This window comes from Pseudoalteromonas umbrosa, assembly GCF_030125375.1.
In the GTDB taxonomy this organism is placed as follows: Bacteria; Pseudomonadota; Gammaproteobacteria; order Enterobacterales; family Alteromonadaceae; genus Pseudoalteromonas; species Pseudoalteromonas umbrosa.
Window position 1 is genome coordinate 1 of record NZ_JASJUU010000002.1, and the last position, 16,496, is coordinate 16,496.

Annotated in this window: 12 protein-coding genes; all 12 read right to left on the minus strand. The window is 41.1% G+C overall.

The window, feature by feature from the left end; genetic code table 11:
- Window positions 1-525: 525 nt before the first annotated feature.
- The 12 genes from QNM16_RS07250 to pnp all read right to left on the minus strand — a co-directional run bounded on the left by QNM16_RS07250 (window position 526) and on the right by pnp (window position 16,266).
- Window positions 526-1,383, minus strand: coding sequence for a tetratricopeptide repeat protein (locus QNM16_RS07250; protein WP_284019899.1), 858 nt, complete (start codon window positions 1,381-1,383; stop codon window positions 526-528).
- 76 nt (window positions 1,384-1,459) lie between these two features.
- Window positions 1,460-3,397 (minus strand): DNA topoisomerase III, encoded by a 1,938-nt coding sequence (locus QNM16_RS07255; RefSeq protein WP_284019900.1) that lies wholly within the window; start codon window positions 3,395-3,397, stop codon window positions 1,460-1,462.
- 135 nt (window positions 3,398-3,532) lie between these two features.
- The gene (locus QNM16_RS07260) at window positions 3,533-5,593 is read right to left on the minus strand and encodes a methyl-accepting chemotaxis protein (RefSeq protein WP_284019901.1); all 2,061 of its coding nucleotides are present in this window, start codon (window positions 5,591-5,593) and stop codon (window positions 3,533-3,535) included.
- A gap of 321 nt (window positions 5,594-5,914) precedes the next feature.
- The gene (locus QNM16_RS07265; protein ID WP_284019902.1) at window positions 5,915-6,241 is read right to left on the minus strand and encodes a Na+/H+ antiporter subunit G; all 327 of its coding nucleotides are present in this window, start codon (window positions 6,239-6,241) and stop codon (window positions 5,915-5,917) included.
- A gap of 12 nt (window positions 6,242-6,253) precedes the next feature.
- Window positions 6,254-6,523, minus strand: a complete 270-nt coding sequence (locus QNM16_RS07270) for a K+/H+ antiporter subunit F (protein WP_023397675.1) — start codon at window positions 6,521-6,523, stop codon at window positions 6,254-6,256.
- Window positions 6,517-7,053 (minus strand): Na+/H+ antiporter subunit E, encoded by a 537-nt coding sequence (locus QNM16_RS07275; protein WP_284019903.1) that lies wholly within the window; start codon window positions 7,051-7,053, stop codon window positions 6,517-6,519. The genes QNM16_RS07270 and QNM16_RS07275 overlap by 7 nt, the downstream gene beginning before the upstream one ends.
- Entirely contained in the window at window positions 7,054-8,565 is a 1,512-nt protein-coding gene (locus QNM16_RS07280; RefSeq protein WP_063361749.1) for a monovalent cation/H+ antiporter subunit D, read from the minus strand.
- Window positions 8,562-8,933, minus strand: a complete 372-nt coding sequence (locus QNM16_RS07285) for a Na+/H+ antiporter subunit C (protein ID WP_046356586.1) — start codon at window positions 8,931-8,933, stop codon at window positions 8,562-8,564. The genes QNM16_RS07280 and QNM16_RS07285 overlap by 4 nt, the downstream gene beginning before the upstream one ends.
- The gene (locus QNM16_RS07290) at window positions 8,933-11,725 is read right to left on the minus strand and encodes a monovalent cation/H+ antiporter subunit A (protein WP_211036479.1); all 2,793 of its coding nucleotides are present in this window, start codon (window positions 11,723-11,725) and stop codon (window positions 8,933-8,935) included. The genes QNM16_RS07285 and QNM16_RS07290 overlap by 1 nt, the downstream gene beginning before the upstream one ends.
- 238 nt (window positions 11,726-11,963) lie before the next feature.
- Window positions 11,964-13,136 (minus strand): hypothetical protein, encoded by a 1,173-nt coding sequence (locus QNM16_RS07295; RefSeq protein ID WP_284019904.1) that lies wholly within the window; start codon window positions 13,134-13,136, stop codon window positions 11,964-11,966.
- Window positions 13,137-14,030, minus strand: a complete 894-nt coding sequence (nlpI, locus tag QNM16_RS07300; RefSeq protein WP_284019905.1) for a lipoprotein NlpI — start codon at window positions 14,028-14,030, stop codon at window positions 13,137-13,139.
- Between the two features lie 106 nt (window positions 14,031-14,136).
- A complete protein-coding gene (pnp, locus tag QNM16_RS07305; protein ID WP_284019906.1) occupies window positions 14,137-16,266 on the minus strand; it encodes a polyribonucleotide nucleotidyltransferase in 2,130 nt (709 codons plus the stop codon).
- Between the last annotated feature and the right edge of the window lie 230 nt (window positions 16,267-16,496).

Consider the following 16,496-nt stretch of genomic DNA (forward strand, 5'->3'; position numbering starts at 1 on the left):
ACTGTTATAGTCACTCAGTTACATTTGAGACTCTAATTCTTTTGCTCCTGAATCAAGAGCTGTTAGAACTCAATCTGTACGAGTGCCCACACAGATGATTGCTTCATATTTTTAAAGAACAGTGCAACTAACTCTTGGTTAGTTGCCGCAGCCTTGCTGCGAAGTGGAGCGCCATATTAACCGCTTCACTTTTAAAGTCAACTAGAAAATTTAATTTTTTAATTAATCTTTCAATTTAACTTTAACCTTCACTTTGGTTTGTGTTTTCTGGCGCATCCCGCCGTGTCAGTGGGTGCGCATTATAGGGAGATCCTAATTTTGATCAAGTGTTTTTCTAATAAAACTTATAAAAAAGACTTAAACGATTAAAATTCCGCCCGAAACGTGTAAAAACACAAGCCTTGTCATCATTTTTTAATCAAAATGTCATGACTTTTCGAAAAAGGAATTTAAGTATTGTACATATTTGAGAAGTTGCAAGAAATTTATTGGCGTAATCTTCATCACGCCAACATATCAAGGAGGTTAGTAAAGAAGACTATATAGTTTTCTACGGAAACTTGCAGCTGCTGCGTCACCTTCCGGTAAAGATGCAATAATATCTAAAAAGCCTTTTCTTGCTTCACCAAACGCTAAGTCTTTACTCAGCACTTTAAACAGTGAGTCTAAAGCATCTTCTTTTTTCCCTGCATCAACTTGTGCTTGAGCTAGTTCGCATAATAAAGCTAAATCTTCAGGGCTTTGTTCAATAGCTTGCGTCAATCTTTTTATTTCAGGAGATTCCTGCGCCTCTTGCGCTTGGATCAGCTTAGCTTGCAAGTTATTGTAATAAGCGTCATGTTGATCTTCTGGGATCGTCGCAAGTAATGCTTCAGCATCTTCTGTTTTTTGTATTTGAATGCAAATGTCTGCAAAAACCAAATTTACTCTAGGGTTACCTCTAGCAATATCATATGCCTGTTTAGCATGTGAGTACGCAGCATTTAAATCCCCTGCCGTTAAAGATTGTTTTGCTTGATCTAGCAAGATCAATTCTGGCGAAGGTAAATGCTCGGTAAGTACTTTCGTAATTTCTTCCTTTGTTTTTGCGCCAGCCAACACATCTACTGGCGAGCCTGCCTTTAACACAACTATAGTAGGTAAGGCCTGTAAACCAACTTGCTGCGCTAACTGTCCTGCTAGCGCCTGCTGAAGATCGCAATCTAAGGTCGCAATAGTAATGCTACTTTTATACTGTGTTGCTAATTCATCCAATATAGCAGCTTGAGCCGCGCAATCAGGGTGCTGGGCACTGTAAAAACTCAACAAGACAAGGTGGTCTGCAGAGGAGGATGATAGTACCTGCTGGATATTTTCAGGCGTTAATGTAATTTTGTTTTCCATAAATGAGGCATTCTTAATTTAGATTCTAATAGCTATATAGTGTCTTGTTTTTACTTTACAAGGTAATTATCACTAACTATTTACTTTTTCCTTTCGTATATGCTGACTTACGACGGGTTTTACGATAGCTGCCTTTCTTTTTGAAAGCACTTGTAGTTGAGATCCCTTTTAATGCGTCTGTATTAATTGTTTGGGATAGCCCCACGAGTTCCGATAGCTCATTTTGCAGCGGTAACATAAACTGATTATACGAAGCCGTTTTTTGTGCAATGTTTGTTAATTGCGATTCCCACAGCGCTGTTCTATCAGGCAGTGATAGGTTATTGGGGATTGTGTTAATAAGCCCGCGTCCTAGTTCTGTGGACTTAATAGACTTCCCTTCTCTACTTAAAAAGTTCCTTTTAAAAAGAAGCTCTATGATACCTGCACGTGTAGCTTCGGTTCCTAAGCCGTCTGTTTCCTTGAGCACTTTTTTAATATCACTGTCTTTTACATAACGAGCAATACCCGTCATGGCACTTAATAATGTCGCTTCTGTGTAAAAGTTTGGGGGTTGTGTATGTTTTTCCATTACTACACCATCAGTGCAGTGTAATGGCTCACCAACTTCAAGCATCGGTAGTTGCTTTTTATCCTCTGACTCTTTTTTATTTGATTGATACAAAATCTTAAAGCCCATATCAATCACTGTATCTGCTTTAGCTATAAACTTACCACCTGAGATCTGTATATGCGCTTTAGTTTGTGAATATAAGTAAGCAGGGTAAAACTGTGCTAAGTATTGCCTACAGATCAACCCATAAACTTGCTGCTCATGATGACCTAGCTGCGCTGTCTTTAGGTGTTTCTTTGTTGGTATGATTGCATGGTGAGCTTCTACTTTTTTGTCATTCCAACATTTACTTTTTAAGCTTAAGTCCGCATTCTTGATATGCGACTCTTTTTCACCTTTGTTGTTTAGCATTGCAGCTAATATGTCATTGCGCTCATTGTAATGATCTTTAGGTAAGTATCTATTATCTGATCTGGGATAAGTAATTAATTTATGCTTTTCATATAAGGATTGGCAGATGTCTAATACTTGCTTTGCTGACATTGCAAACCGCTTATTTGCATCAATTTGTAAGGCTGATAAGTTATATGGCAACGGCGGGTTTTGCTTTTTTGGTATTTGCTCAAGTTCAGTTAGGTCTGCCGGTTTATTTTTTATTCTACTCGCTACATTCTCTGCCAGTGATTTCAGCAGTACACGCTTTTCTTCATCCATGTAAGGTAGGCATGCATCACTAGGGATCCACTTAGCTTCAAACTGCTCACCGGTCTGCTTTTGAAGTATTGCCATCACTTCATAAAACGGTTTTGAGACGAAGTTTTCAATTTCTTCATCTCGGCGTACAACCAAGCCTAAAACAGGTGTTTGTACTCGTCCAACTGACAACACACCTTGAATACCTGCTTTTTGTCCAGCTAAGGTAAATGCACGAGTCAAATTCATACCATACAACCAGTCCGCTCTTGCTCTAGCTAGAGCGGAGATGCTTAGAGGCATAAATTCAGTGTTAGATTTAGCTTGGCTGAGCGCTTTTTTTACTGCACTGGGGTTTAAATCACTTATTAATACACGCTCAACTGATGACTTTTTTGATTGTGAGAGTTTAGCCTCTTGGATCACTTCATCAACAAGTAGCTGACCTTCTCTATCTGGATCTCCTGCGTGGACTAATACACTTGCCTTTTTTATTAACCGCTTAACAGTAGATAACTGTTTTTTTGTTTTTGGTTTGGCTTTAAATTTCCACTCTGAAGGCACAATGGGTAAATCATGGATCAACCACTTTTTATAGCGCTCATCATAATCTTCTGGCTCAGCTTGCTCTAGCAGATGGCCAATACACCAAGTAACGCAATCACCATTGCCTAACTCAATAAACCCATCTTGCTTTTTATGGGGTTTTGGTAGTACATCGGCAATTGCTCGCCCAAGTGAAGGTTTTTCTGCGATATAGAGCTTCATAAAATTCATTTACTGTATATATTTACAGTCATTCTAGCCAACTCATTAAAACAAATCTAGAGTCAACAAACAATTGCGTCTTTTACTAAATAAGAAACTAGCTTTTTTTCAATAATTACTTGTACTTAGTAGAAATCATGTCTTCAGCAAGTTTAACTGCCCATGTTTTTGTTCAACCAATTGAGTCATCATGCTCGCAGCTAGTTCTACCTCATCAGCGAACTGCGATAACTCACGAGCAGCATCAGCGATGCTCGTCGTATTTGCATTTACTTCTTCTGTTACCATGCTTTGCTCTTCAGCAGAAGTCGCTATTTGGGTCACTTCATGGGAGATAGTATGTAGTTCAGCCACAAGTCCTTTCATGGTGTTTGCTGCCTCTCTGCTTAAAAGTGTTGCTTTACGGCCCTTATTTACCGTTTGCTCGATTATGTCTTCAGACCCTTTAATTTCGCTTTGCAAATTTTCAATCAATTGTGCAATATCATCGGTCGACGCTTGTGTTTTAGATGCTAAAGAGCGTACTTCATCTGCCACCACTGCAAACCCTCTACCCTGCTCTCCAGCTCGCGCAGCTTCTATCGCTGCATTTAATGCCAATAGGTTCGTTTGCTCTGCTATCGCTCTAATCACATCCAAGATTTGTGAAATATCATTACTACGTTTAGCCACCTTATTAAATGCTGACTGAGCGGTTGAAACCTGATCAGCAATTTCTTCAACCGTACTCGTTGTCGAAATGATTCTGCGCTCACATTCATTAACTGTTCCAACCGCTTTATCTGTTGTAGATGCCGCTTGCTCGGAAGCTCTAGCCACTTCATTTGCTGTCGCGCTGAGCTCATTAATCGCTGTCACAACACTATCGATCTCAATATGTTGGTTTGATACTTTATTTTTTATGTTTATTGCAGCCTCTGTCGTAACATAAGACTGTTGATATGACTGCTGGGCAAGCCCTTTTAGATCCTCGATCATGTGCCTTAGTTTATTTGTAAATAGGTTAAAGCCATTCGCCAAAGAAATTAATTCTGCGTGATGCGTAACTTCCAGCTTATGTGTTAGGTCCCCTTCATTGGAGGCAAGATTAGAAACCCGTGATTGAATATATGAAAGAGGTTTGGTGATCGTATTGATCAAGAAGATACTCAAAGCCAAAGCCACAGTGACAATCACTATTCCCAGCATCAACATCCAGATCCCAAGGTCTTCAGTGGACTGATGCAACTGCTTTTCAATCATAAAGGCTGAAGATAAAACTTCTTGCTTTGGAACTTCAATCACTAAAGACCAGACCGTATTTGCCAACTGAATCTTGATTGGACTGGCAACAAAAATGGAGTTGCCAACTTCTTGATAGCCTTTATTCATATGCAAAGATGTAAGTTGCTCAGCAAGTTTACTTTCTAAAATTTCAGTGAGAGGTTTACCCAAACTGTCATGATGATGACTAGCACCGGCAACTAAGCCAAGTTCACTGAGTAATAATACCTTTCCTTGTCCCTGATAAAGCTGACTTGAAAGTTCTTGCACTAATCTCTGTAGATTTGGCAAGTTGACATCCACACCAATAATCCCCTTAAATCGCCCATGTTGTGTAATAGGCACGGTCAGTGATGTCATCAGCATTTCATTACCTTTGGAAATTTCGTATAGATACGGCTCCATAATGCATGGCAATTTGCTTTCTTTTGCACATAAATACCATTCAGCCTCACGTATACCATAACGATTGAGCGTTTCTGAATATTTTGCTGAGGAGGACATGACGCTATGTTGAGTAATACCCACATTATCCTGAGTAAAATACATTTCAAGTGCGCCACTCCCTAAAACCGAGTGCGCAGCATCATTAGTAAAATGCGCATCTTTTTGATCATAGGCATTTTTTTCGAAATGCACATATACAGAAGAAATATCTGGGCTTGCTTTCAAGGCACCTTTAAGCATTGATTGAATATCACTACGCTCAATGGGAGCTGTTAATGTCGATTCCAATGCGCCCACCAATGTATTTGGTACACGATACGCGGAGTTTAAGAACGCAGCAATTTTTTGTGCGTAATAATCTCCTTGAGCAGCCAAGCGGGTATTAATTTCCGATAGAATTACAGATTGTATTTGCTCACTTTGTTTTTTATTTTCATCTTGTAAATGCAACCATGTTGTTATCACGAGCATTGCTATTACTGCCATTATTATCGTAATAACAAAGCACATGAGTTTGTATTTAATTGAGATTTGTCGCATAAATGACCTTGTAATTCTAATTTGACTAACCACAGGTGAGTATAAAAACGCACGAAGAGTGAACTGTTAGAAGTTGGTTCTTTAATTTCTAAAATTGATTATGCTACAGAAATATTAAAGATTAATTGACAATAAGTGTTTAAATCGAAATGTGCAAGAATAAATTAATCTAGATCAATCATTAAATTAGAATATAAATATTTAAGAATAAGATGGTGGGGTAAGAAAGAAAACTGGGTGCCGACACACCCAGCTTAAAATAAGGGCTTAATCTTCTTCTATTTTGTCTTTACCAGTCGTCTTATCTGTAGAATCAATTCGGTGGTGAATTGCAGACTTAATCAACATATAACCACTGATTGGCGCGGTAATAAGTAAAAACAAAGAAATTAGAATCTCTTTTAAACTAAGCCCATCACCATATTCACTGTAATGTGCCATCGCGGCAAAAAGCAAACATGCCATGCCTAAAGTGGTTGCTTTAGTCGGCCCATGTAGGCGCATAAAAAAGTCTGGCATTTTTACCAAACCGATTGAGCCTACTAGTACCAAAACCCCACCCATTAAGAGCAAAACTGAAATTACAATATCCACTTACATGGCCTCCTATTCAATAATATCGCCACGAAGCAGGTATTTACACACCGCAACCGTACTAACAAAGCCAAGTAAAGCAATTAACAACGCAGCCTCAAAATACAGCGACGTCCCCATGTTCATTCCATATAGAATAATTAACGCAATGGTATTAATGTACATGGTATCCAGTGCCAAAATTCTGTCTGGCACTGATGGGCCAACGACTAAGCGCCATAAGTTTAACAGTAGCGCCAAACCAATCATGGCAAAAACAATTAAGATGATCGTGTCTAACATTCAAAGATCTCCTTCAAAGGCGCCTCATAACGAGATTTAATGGTATTGATCAACGCCTGCTCATCATCCAAATCTAAAACGTGGATAAGTAAGTATTTTTGACAATCCGGTGCTTCACCCTCGACAGTCTCTGGCCAAGGATATACCTCAGCACTAACAGTACCTGGCGTTAACGATACCGTGCTCGCTAGAATTGTGATAGGCATAGCCTCATTTAAATCTAGCGGCACTTTTACAAAACCCGGTTTCAACTTTTTAGTCGGACCTAAAATCTTAATCGCAACTTCAATATTTGCAGTCAAGATATCATACAAAACCAACATTAAATGGCTCAGCGCTCTAAACGGTCTCACCACCAAAGGTTGCTTAGTTCTAAAAGGGTGTGTGATCAATGGGATCACAATCGCCAAGATTAAACCTAATATAACATGACCGAGGGCAACTGTATTATTGAGCAATAGCCATACCGAAAATAGCAGTAAACTTCTAAACGGGGTAGGCAACCATTTGTATTTTGCTTCTAATCTCATTTACTTGCCTCCTAATACATGTTGGATAAGGCCGTAAAAGTTGTGCAGTTCAACTGCTGCAAACTGGGCATAGTCAGTAACTGGGCCTGCAAAAATAACCATCAATGGAGACGCCGCAACCAACATCAACACGGCAACCATCTGCACAGGGTGTGCCTTTTCTTCGGTATTCGCTTCACCTTTTCCGGTGTGATGCCAAAAAACAGTACTACCAGCTTTTGATACGGAAACCAATACAGCAAGACTGGCAATTAAGTAAATTGGCCAGAACCAATGTCCGTGTGCTGACTCCAGCGTAGACTCTAAGATCCAAACCTTACCAATAAACCCTGACAATGGAGGCATGCCAATGACGGTTACTGCCGCAAAAATAAATGCTCCACCAAGAAACAATGGCTGCGCTACAGGACGACCCGCTGTTATACGGTCGCTCACTTTACCCCTTTGCTTACCTACTAAATCAGCAATTAAGAATAAAGCTGCTGAAACAAGTGTTGAATGCACTAAGTAATAGATTGCTGCAGCGCTGCTATCAACAGTTTGTGCAGCCACAAGTGCCACCAAGGTGCCAACAGAAACTACCACTAAGTTTGCAACCATCTTACGAAGATCTTGGCTTGCAAGCACACCGATTGCACCCATTACGATAGTTGCCAGCGCAAGCCACCACAACCAATGTTGTGCCATATGGCTCAACTCACCAGCTTGCTCACCAAAAATTAAGGTGTAAACGCGCATCATTGAGTACACACCAACCTTAGTCATGATAGCAAACAAGGCAGCAACAACTGGCATTGCTGTCGAGTAAGTATTTGGTAACCACAAATGGAGCGGTAATAAAGCACCTTTTAGAGCAAATACGACCAGCAACAACAAGCCACCTATTTTAGCCAGATATACATCATCACCTTGTAATTCCATCACGCGTGTTGCCATATCGGCCATATTTAATGTGCCCAAAGTACCGTATAAAATACCAAGGGCAATTAGAAACACAGATGAACCAACCAGGTTTAAAATGACATACTGCAGTGCCGCACGAGTATTTCGCTTGTCTCCACCGTGCATCAGCAATGAATAGGATGCAATCAACAATACTTCAAAGAAGACAAATAGGTTGAATGCGTCTCCTGTCAAGAATGCACCGTTCACACCTAAAATTAAGAAGTGTAAAAGTGGGTGGAAGAAACTACCTTGCTCGTCATCACCAGCACAGCTGTAAAGCGCACAAACTAAGCCTAAAAACGACGTAAGCGAGACCAGTAAAGTCGAGATAGGATCCGCAACCAACACAATACCAAATGGCGCTGACCAATCACCAATAGCGTACACTTGCGTCCCATTTACTTTTACATAAGCAAGCAACGACACAGATACCACTGTCGTTATCAAGCCCATCAAAACAGAGACGTAACGCCTAATTTTTAAATTTTTTCCACATGGCGGCATCAGCATAAGCACTGCCGCCAACATAGGTAGTAAAACAGGTAAAGAAGTTAAATGTTGACTCATGCTTTACCCTGCTCCTTTACCTGACGAGAATTCGTTTTTGATTTATCAGGTACTACCCCATTGACGTGATCATTACCTAAATCAGCACGACCACGGATCGCTAAAATCACCACAAATGCAGTCATCGCAAAGCCAATTACAATGGCTGTTAAAACTAATGCCTGTGGCAGCGGATCTGCATAACTTTCGCTGTAACCAAGCACAGCAGCTTGGTTCATTGACAAACGTCCTGATGCAAATAAAAACAAATTAACTGCGTACGAGAGCATGGTTAAACCAAGTACAACCGGGAACGTTCTTGCACGTAAAATCAAAAATACACCGCAGGCCACTAATAGGCCCACGCATGAAGAATACAAAAGCTCCATTAAATATTCACCTCTTCTTTGGGTGCATTTGCAGTCACTTTACCAAGACTTGCTAGTATCATCAGCGTTGCGCCTACAACGGTGATGTAAACACCTAAATCAAATACTAATGCACTGGCAAGCTCAATCTCACCAATCAATGGAATATCAAAATAATCAAACCACGTAGTCAAGAATGGACGTCCAAATGCCCAACTACCTAAACCAGATAACATCGCTATCGCAATACCTGAAGCGATAATCTTTCTGTAGTTCAAGGTAAAGCGCTCTGCTATCCAATTTGAACCATGTGCAATGTATTGCAAAATAAAGGCAATTGCTGTGACTAGACCTGCGATAAAGCCACCACCAGGTAGATTATGCCCTCTTAAGAAAATGTAAAACGACACTAACAGCGCGAGTGGTAACAAGCTTTGAGAAATTGAAGCCAGCAGAAGAGGATAGCGCTCTTTCGCCCAAGGTCTGCCTTCTGAGTCACTGCCCGGCATAAACAATGGTAAATGAATAATCAGTTTATATATACCCAGTGCTGCAATGCCCAATACGACGATTTCACCAAGCGTATCAAAGCCCCTGAAATCAACTAGGATAACGTTTACGACATTAGTTCCCCCGCCGCCCGTTTTCGCGTTAGCAACAAAGAAATCAGAGATAGAAGTCAAAGGTCGTGTGATCAGGGCATAACAAATACTGCCGATAATCACACCGATCGCTGATGCGATCCCCAAGTCCCTCAACGTTCTAATCGAGCTAGATTCTTTTGGTGTTTTCTGTGGTAAGAAGAACAAAGCTAGCATCAATAGAATAATGGTCACAACTTCAACCGTTAACTGTGTTAACGCAAGATCTGGTGCAGAGAAACGCGTAAAGGCGACAGATACCATCAAACCTACAACCGAAATCATAAGCAACGCAACCATACGTGTACGGTGCCAAATCACAGTGCTGATCGCGCCAATCATTAATAGTCCTGCGCCAATGCCATTATGAATATCGACAGGTGTAAGTGTATTCTCACCCACTAATTGGCTCATCTCAAATAAAGGCCAACCAGCGCTGACAAGCACAACCAACAGCATCAGCATTAAATAACGCTGCAATGAACCATTTTCAATAGCACTGATTTTGTTTTGACTCCAGATCACTACTGAATGCATGGTCTTCTCAAAACCTTTTTTGGCATTAATTGGTGGTAGAGATGCTTGGAATTGAAATAGGTATTTGCGCTGAGTATATATCAGTAAACCACCACAAACAGCAATTGCACTCATTAGCAGAGGTAAGTTCAAGCCGTGCCAAATTGCGATGTAGAACTCAGGCGGCTCACCACCTAAAACAGCGCCAGAAGCCAGTCTTAAAATTCCGTCGACAATAAAGTTCGGGAACATGCCCACAATCAAACATAGCGCCACCAATATCTCAATAGGTACTCGCATATAACGCGGTGCTTCATGAGGCTCTTTTGGTAAATCAACCGGATCGCCATTAAAGAAAACATCGTGAATGAATCGAGCAGAATAGGCCACAGAGAAAGCAGCTGCAATGGTTGCTAAAATAGGGATAAGCCATGACATTGAACCCAGTAACTGCTGATGCAATGTTTCTGCAAAAAACATTTCTTTAGACAAGAAACCGTTTAGTAGCGGAACACCAGCCATCGATGCAGCTGCAACCATCGCCAATGTAGCGGTATAAGGCATAAAGCGCCACATACCATTAAGCTTACGCATGTCTCGGGTGCCAGTTTCATGATCAATGATGCCGGTCGCCATAAAAAGCGACGCCTTAAACGTTGCATGGTTAATGATATGGAAAATAGCCGCTACTGTAGCAAGCTCGGTATCCAAGCCCAATAACAGGGTGATAAGACCAAGGTGGCTGATAGTCGAAAATGCCAGTAGGCCTTTTAAGTCATGTTTAAATAAAGCGATATACGCACCGACAAGTAGCGTTATAAGGCCTGTCAAACCCACTAAGATGAACCAAATTTCTGTTCCCGCCAAAGCTGGGTAAAAACGCGCAAGTAAGAAAATACCCGCTTTAACCATAGTTGCCGAGTGTAAGTAAGCACTTACAGGTGTTGGCGCAGCCATAGCGTGAGGTAGCCAGAAATGGAAAGGGAATTGAGCAGATTTAGTGAACGCGCCTAATAGGACAAGCACTAATGCCACTTCATACAAATCATGAGATTGGATAAGCTCACGACTTGCCAAAATAATGTCTAAATCGTAACTTCCAACGATATTACCGAGTAATAGTAAACCAGCCAATAGTGCTAAACCGCCGCCACCAGTAATTGCCAGCGCCATTTTTGCGCCTTTACGCGCTTCTGATTTATGCCACCAATAACTTATCAGTAAAAATGAACTAATACTGGTTAATTCCCAAAACACCCACAATTGCAATACGTTGTTAGACATTACAATGCCTAGCATGGCTGTCATGAATAACATTAGATAAGCATATAGCTTGGGCATTGAGTCATTTTCACTCAGGTAATAGCGTGCATAGAAAATAACTAATATGCCAATACCTAAGATCATAAATACGAATAAAAGTGCCAATCCATCCAAACGGAAAGACACGTCAAGATCGAGTATTGGTACCCAATCTAGCGTTGCGCGAACAGCTTCCCCAGCAAACACTGCGGGAGCTAAATCAATGGCTAATAAAAGAGCCACAGTAGGTGCAATCAAGGTGATTGCAGTAGACTGATTGCGAGAGAGCTTACCTGTTAACGATGAGAGTAAACTACCTAACAAGGATATCAATGGTATCCAAAGCAAAGTCATAAAGAAGCCTTATATCTTCGATGCCGTTCATCACTATTAAATGCACGTTATGATTACGTCATGGCGATCGTGTTCTGTTTATTTTTTACGTGCATTTTTATCACACATAACGTCTACCAGTTATACTTTATTAGTGTTTGACTTGTCTAGGGTTTCACGTACTGGCTGTTTAAATTGTAGACAAGATTAACAAACAATTCAGATCCTGTTCATAAAAGGTACGCTCATTTAACTCAGATCAATGCTTGGTATTTAGCTCGTTGAGATAAACCTGATAATCACTGGGCACTGATAAAGTTTTATTTAATGACTTTAACCATAATCCTAAATAGTGGTTTGACAAGTGAATTTCGTGATATTGCATTTTTGATGCGATATGTTGCGGTTTGTACGACTCTAGCTGCCCAAACTTACATGTCTCGCTCTTATACCATCCTTTTGGAGCACTTGTACCAACATATAAATTGGGGGCTTTATAGCCTGATGTTTTACATAGCCAATCAGCCTTTGCTTGAGGCACTGGATACTCATCTTCAAAATGAGCAAAATGCATCATTTCGTGTACAAACAGCTCATATTGACTCTTATTATGAAGCCTCATCACACCATTATATACATTTGCCAAGCCTTGTTTATTTGTCATGATCACTAAATGTCTAGCTTGTTGCACTGATGATTCTTGAAGTAAAAGATCAATATTGCATTGGATGAAGTTAGACTCACCTCCTGAGCACTGTGTCAGGTCTCCAACATATAAAGGATCAGATAGGCAATATGGAAGCAATTCAGATAATGTGCTTTGATTGTACTGTGTTCTTAGACGTTTGAGTTGCTTTACACCAGATAAGGTCTCGGCAAATAACATAATAGAATGTTTACAACTGGCGCTTGAAGTATGCCAACCAAATACGGATACACCTAAAGCATCAACACTGGCCTTATTCAAGGTGCTTATCGAGTTGCCGACTTCAAGACCGTATATAGAAGCATAAGGCTCTAGAACCTCTAGCTGATCAAATATACGTGTCATAAGTGCATACTCTCCTTGCTTCTCTAATAGATCTAACACCCGAATACGTGCTGACGATGTGCTCTGTTGCCAATATTTTTCGATTAAAAGCCACGCTTGCTCATAATGACTGTTTGCTACAAGCCTAATAGCCCATTCAAAAGCAAAAATAGGATAGCCAGTGCGCCTTAGCAATTGAACTTGCTCATCGGTGAGTTGCTCTGGGATTTGCTTGAGTCGCAAATAAGCATAGTTTGAGTGGTTAAAATTTTGCGCAGCACGGGTAACGAGTATATTCAGTTCGGCACCTTTCATATCGGCCAAACTTGCTATATGTTGGCTGCTACTCGGAACAGCCATCAACAGAAAGACAATACCAGTCAGGTACTGACGTAGCATCACTTAGCTAGCACTTGCTTTTAACAATGCTTCTCGTAACAGGCGAAGCTCTAATTTAGCATATTTATGTTCGACAAATTCATATACGTTGGTTGCCAAAGTTAGCCTAAAGTACTCCGCCGCTTTGACATAACTACCTGTACTCAAATGCCTTTTTGCAATGTAAAAATATGCCTCACAAAGTCTTTCCACATACTCTTTTTGAGTTTTAACACCTGCAGTAATACCATCTAGAAACTGCTCTTCACTTATTTCGTTTAAGTAAAACTGTACAATTTGAGTCGACCAAGCTTCATTATTTAGTTGCTGACTATTTGCTTTTAATTGCGCTTGCGCAACAATCGGATCTAAAGAATTCTGTGCTAGGTACAGCCATAACATTCTGTAAGCATCATCTGGCGAGCTTGATAAAAAGCGCTCAAAATCAGCTATTGCTATCTCTTTTCTGCCGCCATAATATAGCGCAATGCCACGATTTAAATAAGCATATTCATAGCTTTCATCTAACTCAAGCACCGCACCAAAGCTTTCGTAAGCCTCACTAAACTCCTGGCGCAATGTATGGTGTATGCCAACGAAGTTATATGTTTCAGCAAGATCTGGTCTGAGTTTCAGTGCACGATTGAAATCTATTTGAGCCAATTGCGCTAAACCCAAACTGTCATATAACTTGCCGCGTATGTGATATAGCTCCGCTCTTTGATTACGAGTAAGCTCTGCGCTATTTAATAATTCACTATAGCGGGCAACTTCGATTTGAACGCGAGGGTTAGGTTGCATTGGCTCGGTGAAAGGAATTGGTAGCAGAGGTTGCAGTTTATCTTCAATATTCGCCTGCTGAGTGCTTTGGCAGCCCAATAAGCTCAATCCAAGCAAAGGTAATAGTAAAAATCTCAAGGTATATCCCTCTTTGGGCCAGATAATCATAGTGTCAGCCATTAAAGCACAAAAAAAGGGGCCATTCAGCCCCTTTTAACGAAACTTATTGTTTCTTTACATAAAATTACTCACCTTTTGGTGCTTGCTCTGCAGCAGGCTCCGATGGCTCAAGCGCTTCTTTAATACTTAGACGTACACGGCCTTGGCGATCTACTTCTAGTACTTTAACTTTAACTTCTTGGCCTACCTTCAGGTGGTCAGATACGTTATTAACACGCTCTTTGCTGATTTGAGAAATGTGCACAAGGCCATCTTTGCCCGGTAATACATTTACAAACGCACCAAAGTCAACGATACGGTTTACTTTACCGTTGTAGATAGTGCCAACTTCTAGCTCAGCTGTCAGTGCTTCAATACGTGCAATCGCTTCTTTAGCGCTGTTACCATTAGTTGCAGCAATCTTAACAGTACCGTCATCTTCGATTTCGATAGTTGTGTCAGTTTCTTCTGTTAACTGACGGATTGTTGCACCACCTTTACCGATTACGTCTGCAATCTTCTTCGGTGGAATGCTCATCGTGTAAATACGCGGAGCGAATTCAGATAGCTCTTGTGAAGGTGCAGCAATTGCTTGGTCCATCACGCTAAGGATATGCATACGGGCAGCTTTAGCTTGCTTAAGTGCGATCTGCATGATTTCTTTCGTGATACCTTCAATCTTGATATCCATCTGAAGTGCAGTAACACCAGCGCTGCTACCTGCTACTTTAAAGTCCATGTCACCTAGGTGGTCTTCATCACCTAAGATATCAGAAAGAACAACGAATTCTTCGCCTTCTTTAACTAGACCCATTGCGATACCAGCAACAGAAGCTTTAACAGGTACACCCGCATCCATCAGAGCAAGAGAAGTACCACACACAGATGCCATTGAAGATGAACCATTTGACTCAGTGATTTCAGAAACAACACGTACTGAGTAAGGGAATTCTTCTAAGCTTGGCATTACAGCTTGAACACCACGCTTTGCAAGGTTACCGTGGCCGATTTCACGACGCTTTGGAGAACCGATGAAACCAGTTTCACCTACACAGAATGGAGGGAAGTTGTAATGAAGCATGAAGTGGTGCTTGTGAGTACCAACTAGGTCATCCATCATCTGTGCGTCACGCTCAGTACCTAAAGTAGCAGTAACTAATGCCTGAGTTTCACCACGTGTGAAGATTGATGAGCCGTGTGTACGTGGAAGTACACCAGTCATTACGTCAAGTGCACGAACCATATCTGGTTCACGACCATCGATACGTTTCTCACCTGCAATGATACGACCACGAACAATTTTCTTCTCTAGAGAGCTGAATAGCTTACCAACTTCTTGCTCGTCTAGCTCTTCGCCTTCAGCAAGTTCAGCAGTTAGCTTTTCAATTACTTCTGCTTTTGCTTCAGATAGCGACTCTTTACGTGCTACTTTGTCAGTAATAAGGTAAGCCGTGCCTACTTTTTCTTCTGCAATTGCAGCTACTTTGTCTGCTAGTGCAACGTTTTTCTCAGGAGCAGTCCAATCCCAAGCAGGTTTGCCAGCTTCAGCCTTGAACTCTTCGATTGCTTTGATGATAGCTTGAGACTGATCATGACCGTATACAACAGCACCTAGCATCTCTTCTTCAGTTAAGATTTCAGCTTCTGATTCAACCATCAGTACTGCATTTTCAGTACCTGCTACCACTAGGTCTAGCTTACTTTCAGCTAACTCAGTTACAGTTGGGTTAAGTACGTACTGACCGTCGATGTAACCAACTCGCGCTGCACCGATAGGACCATTGAATGGCACGCCTGAAATAGCAAGTGCTGCAGAAGTACCGATCAACGCAACCATATCAGGCTGAATTTCAGGATCTGAAGAAACAACTGTCGCGATAACTTGAACTTCGTTCACGAAACCATCTGGGAATAGTGGACGAATTGGGCGGTCAATTAGACGCGCTGTTAGTGTTTCTGAATCAGAAGGACGACCTTCACGCTTCAAGAAACCGCCTGGGATACGACCAGCTGCGTACATTTTTTCTTGGTAGTTAACCGTTAGAGGGAAGAAATCCTGACCAGGCGCTGCTTCACGCTTACCAACAACAGTCACTAGCACTGATGTGTCACCAATGCTTGCTAAAACCGCACCGTCAGCCTGACGTGCGATTGCACCTGTTTCCAGAGTCACAGTATGTTGACCTAACTGGAATTCTTTAATTATTGCTTGCACAAAAATATTCCTTAAAAAATATATTAAAACGCCAACAACAACCAATTACAGTCTTAAATAGAACAACCAAAATTACTGGCTACTCATATAGTTCTACTTAAGCACTACAATTGGCAGAAGTATCGGCGCTTGCTCAGCACTATGCATGAGCGAGGGTAAGTATACTGCTAGTACACGCACAAAAAAAGGGGCGAATTCGCCCCTTTTTTATTGTCGGATAAAAATCCAAC

Coding starts and splice junctions, on each gene's coding strand:
- QNM16_RS07285 (WP_046356586.1), bottom strand. CDS start 8,933: ATGGAGCTTTTGTATTCTTCATGCGTGGGCCTATTAGTGGCCTGCGGT.
- QNM16_RS07275 (WP_284019903.1), bottom strand. CDS start 7,053: ATGAGATTAGAAGCAAAATACAAATGGTTGCCTACCCCGTTTAGAAGT.
- QNM16_RS07270 (WP_023397675.1), bottom strand. CDS start 6,523: ATGTTAGACACGATCATCTTAATTGTTTTTGCCATGATTGGTTTGGCG.
- QNM16_RS07255 (WP_284019900.1), bottom strand. CDS start 3,397: ATGAAGCTCTATATCGCAGAAAAACCTTCACTTGGGCGAGCAATTGCC.
- QNM16_RS07260 (WP_284019901.1), bottom strand. CDS start 5,593: ATGGCAGTAATAGCAATGCTCGTGATAACAACATGGTTGCATTTACAA.
- QNM16_RS07250 (WP_284019899.1), bottom strand. CDS start 1,383: ATGGAAAACAAAATTACATTAACGCCTGAAAATATCCAGCAGGTACTA.
- QNM16_RS07290 (WP_211036479.1), bottom strand. CDS start 11,725: ATGACTTTGCTTTGGATACCATTGATATCCTTGTTAGGTAGTTTACTC.
- QNM16_RS07280 (WP_063361749.1), bottom strand. CDS start 8,565: ATGAGTCAACATTTAACTTCTTTACCTGTTTTACTACCTATGTTGGCG.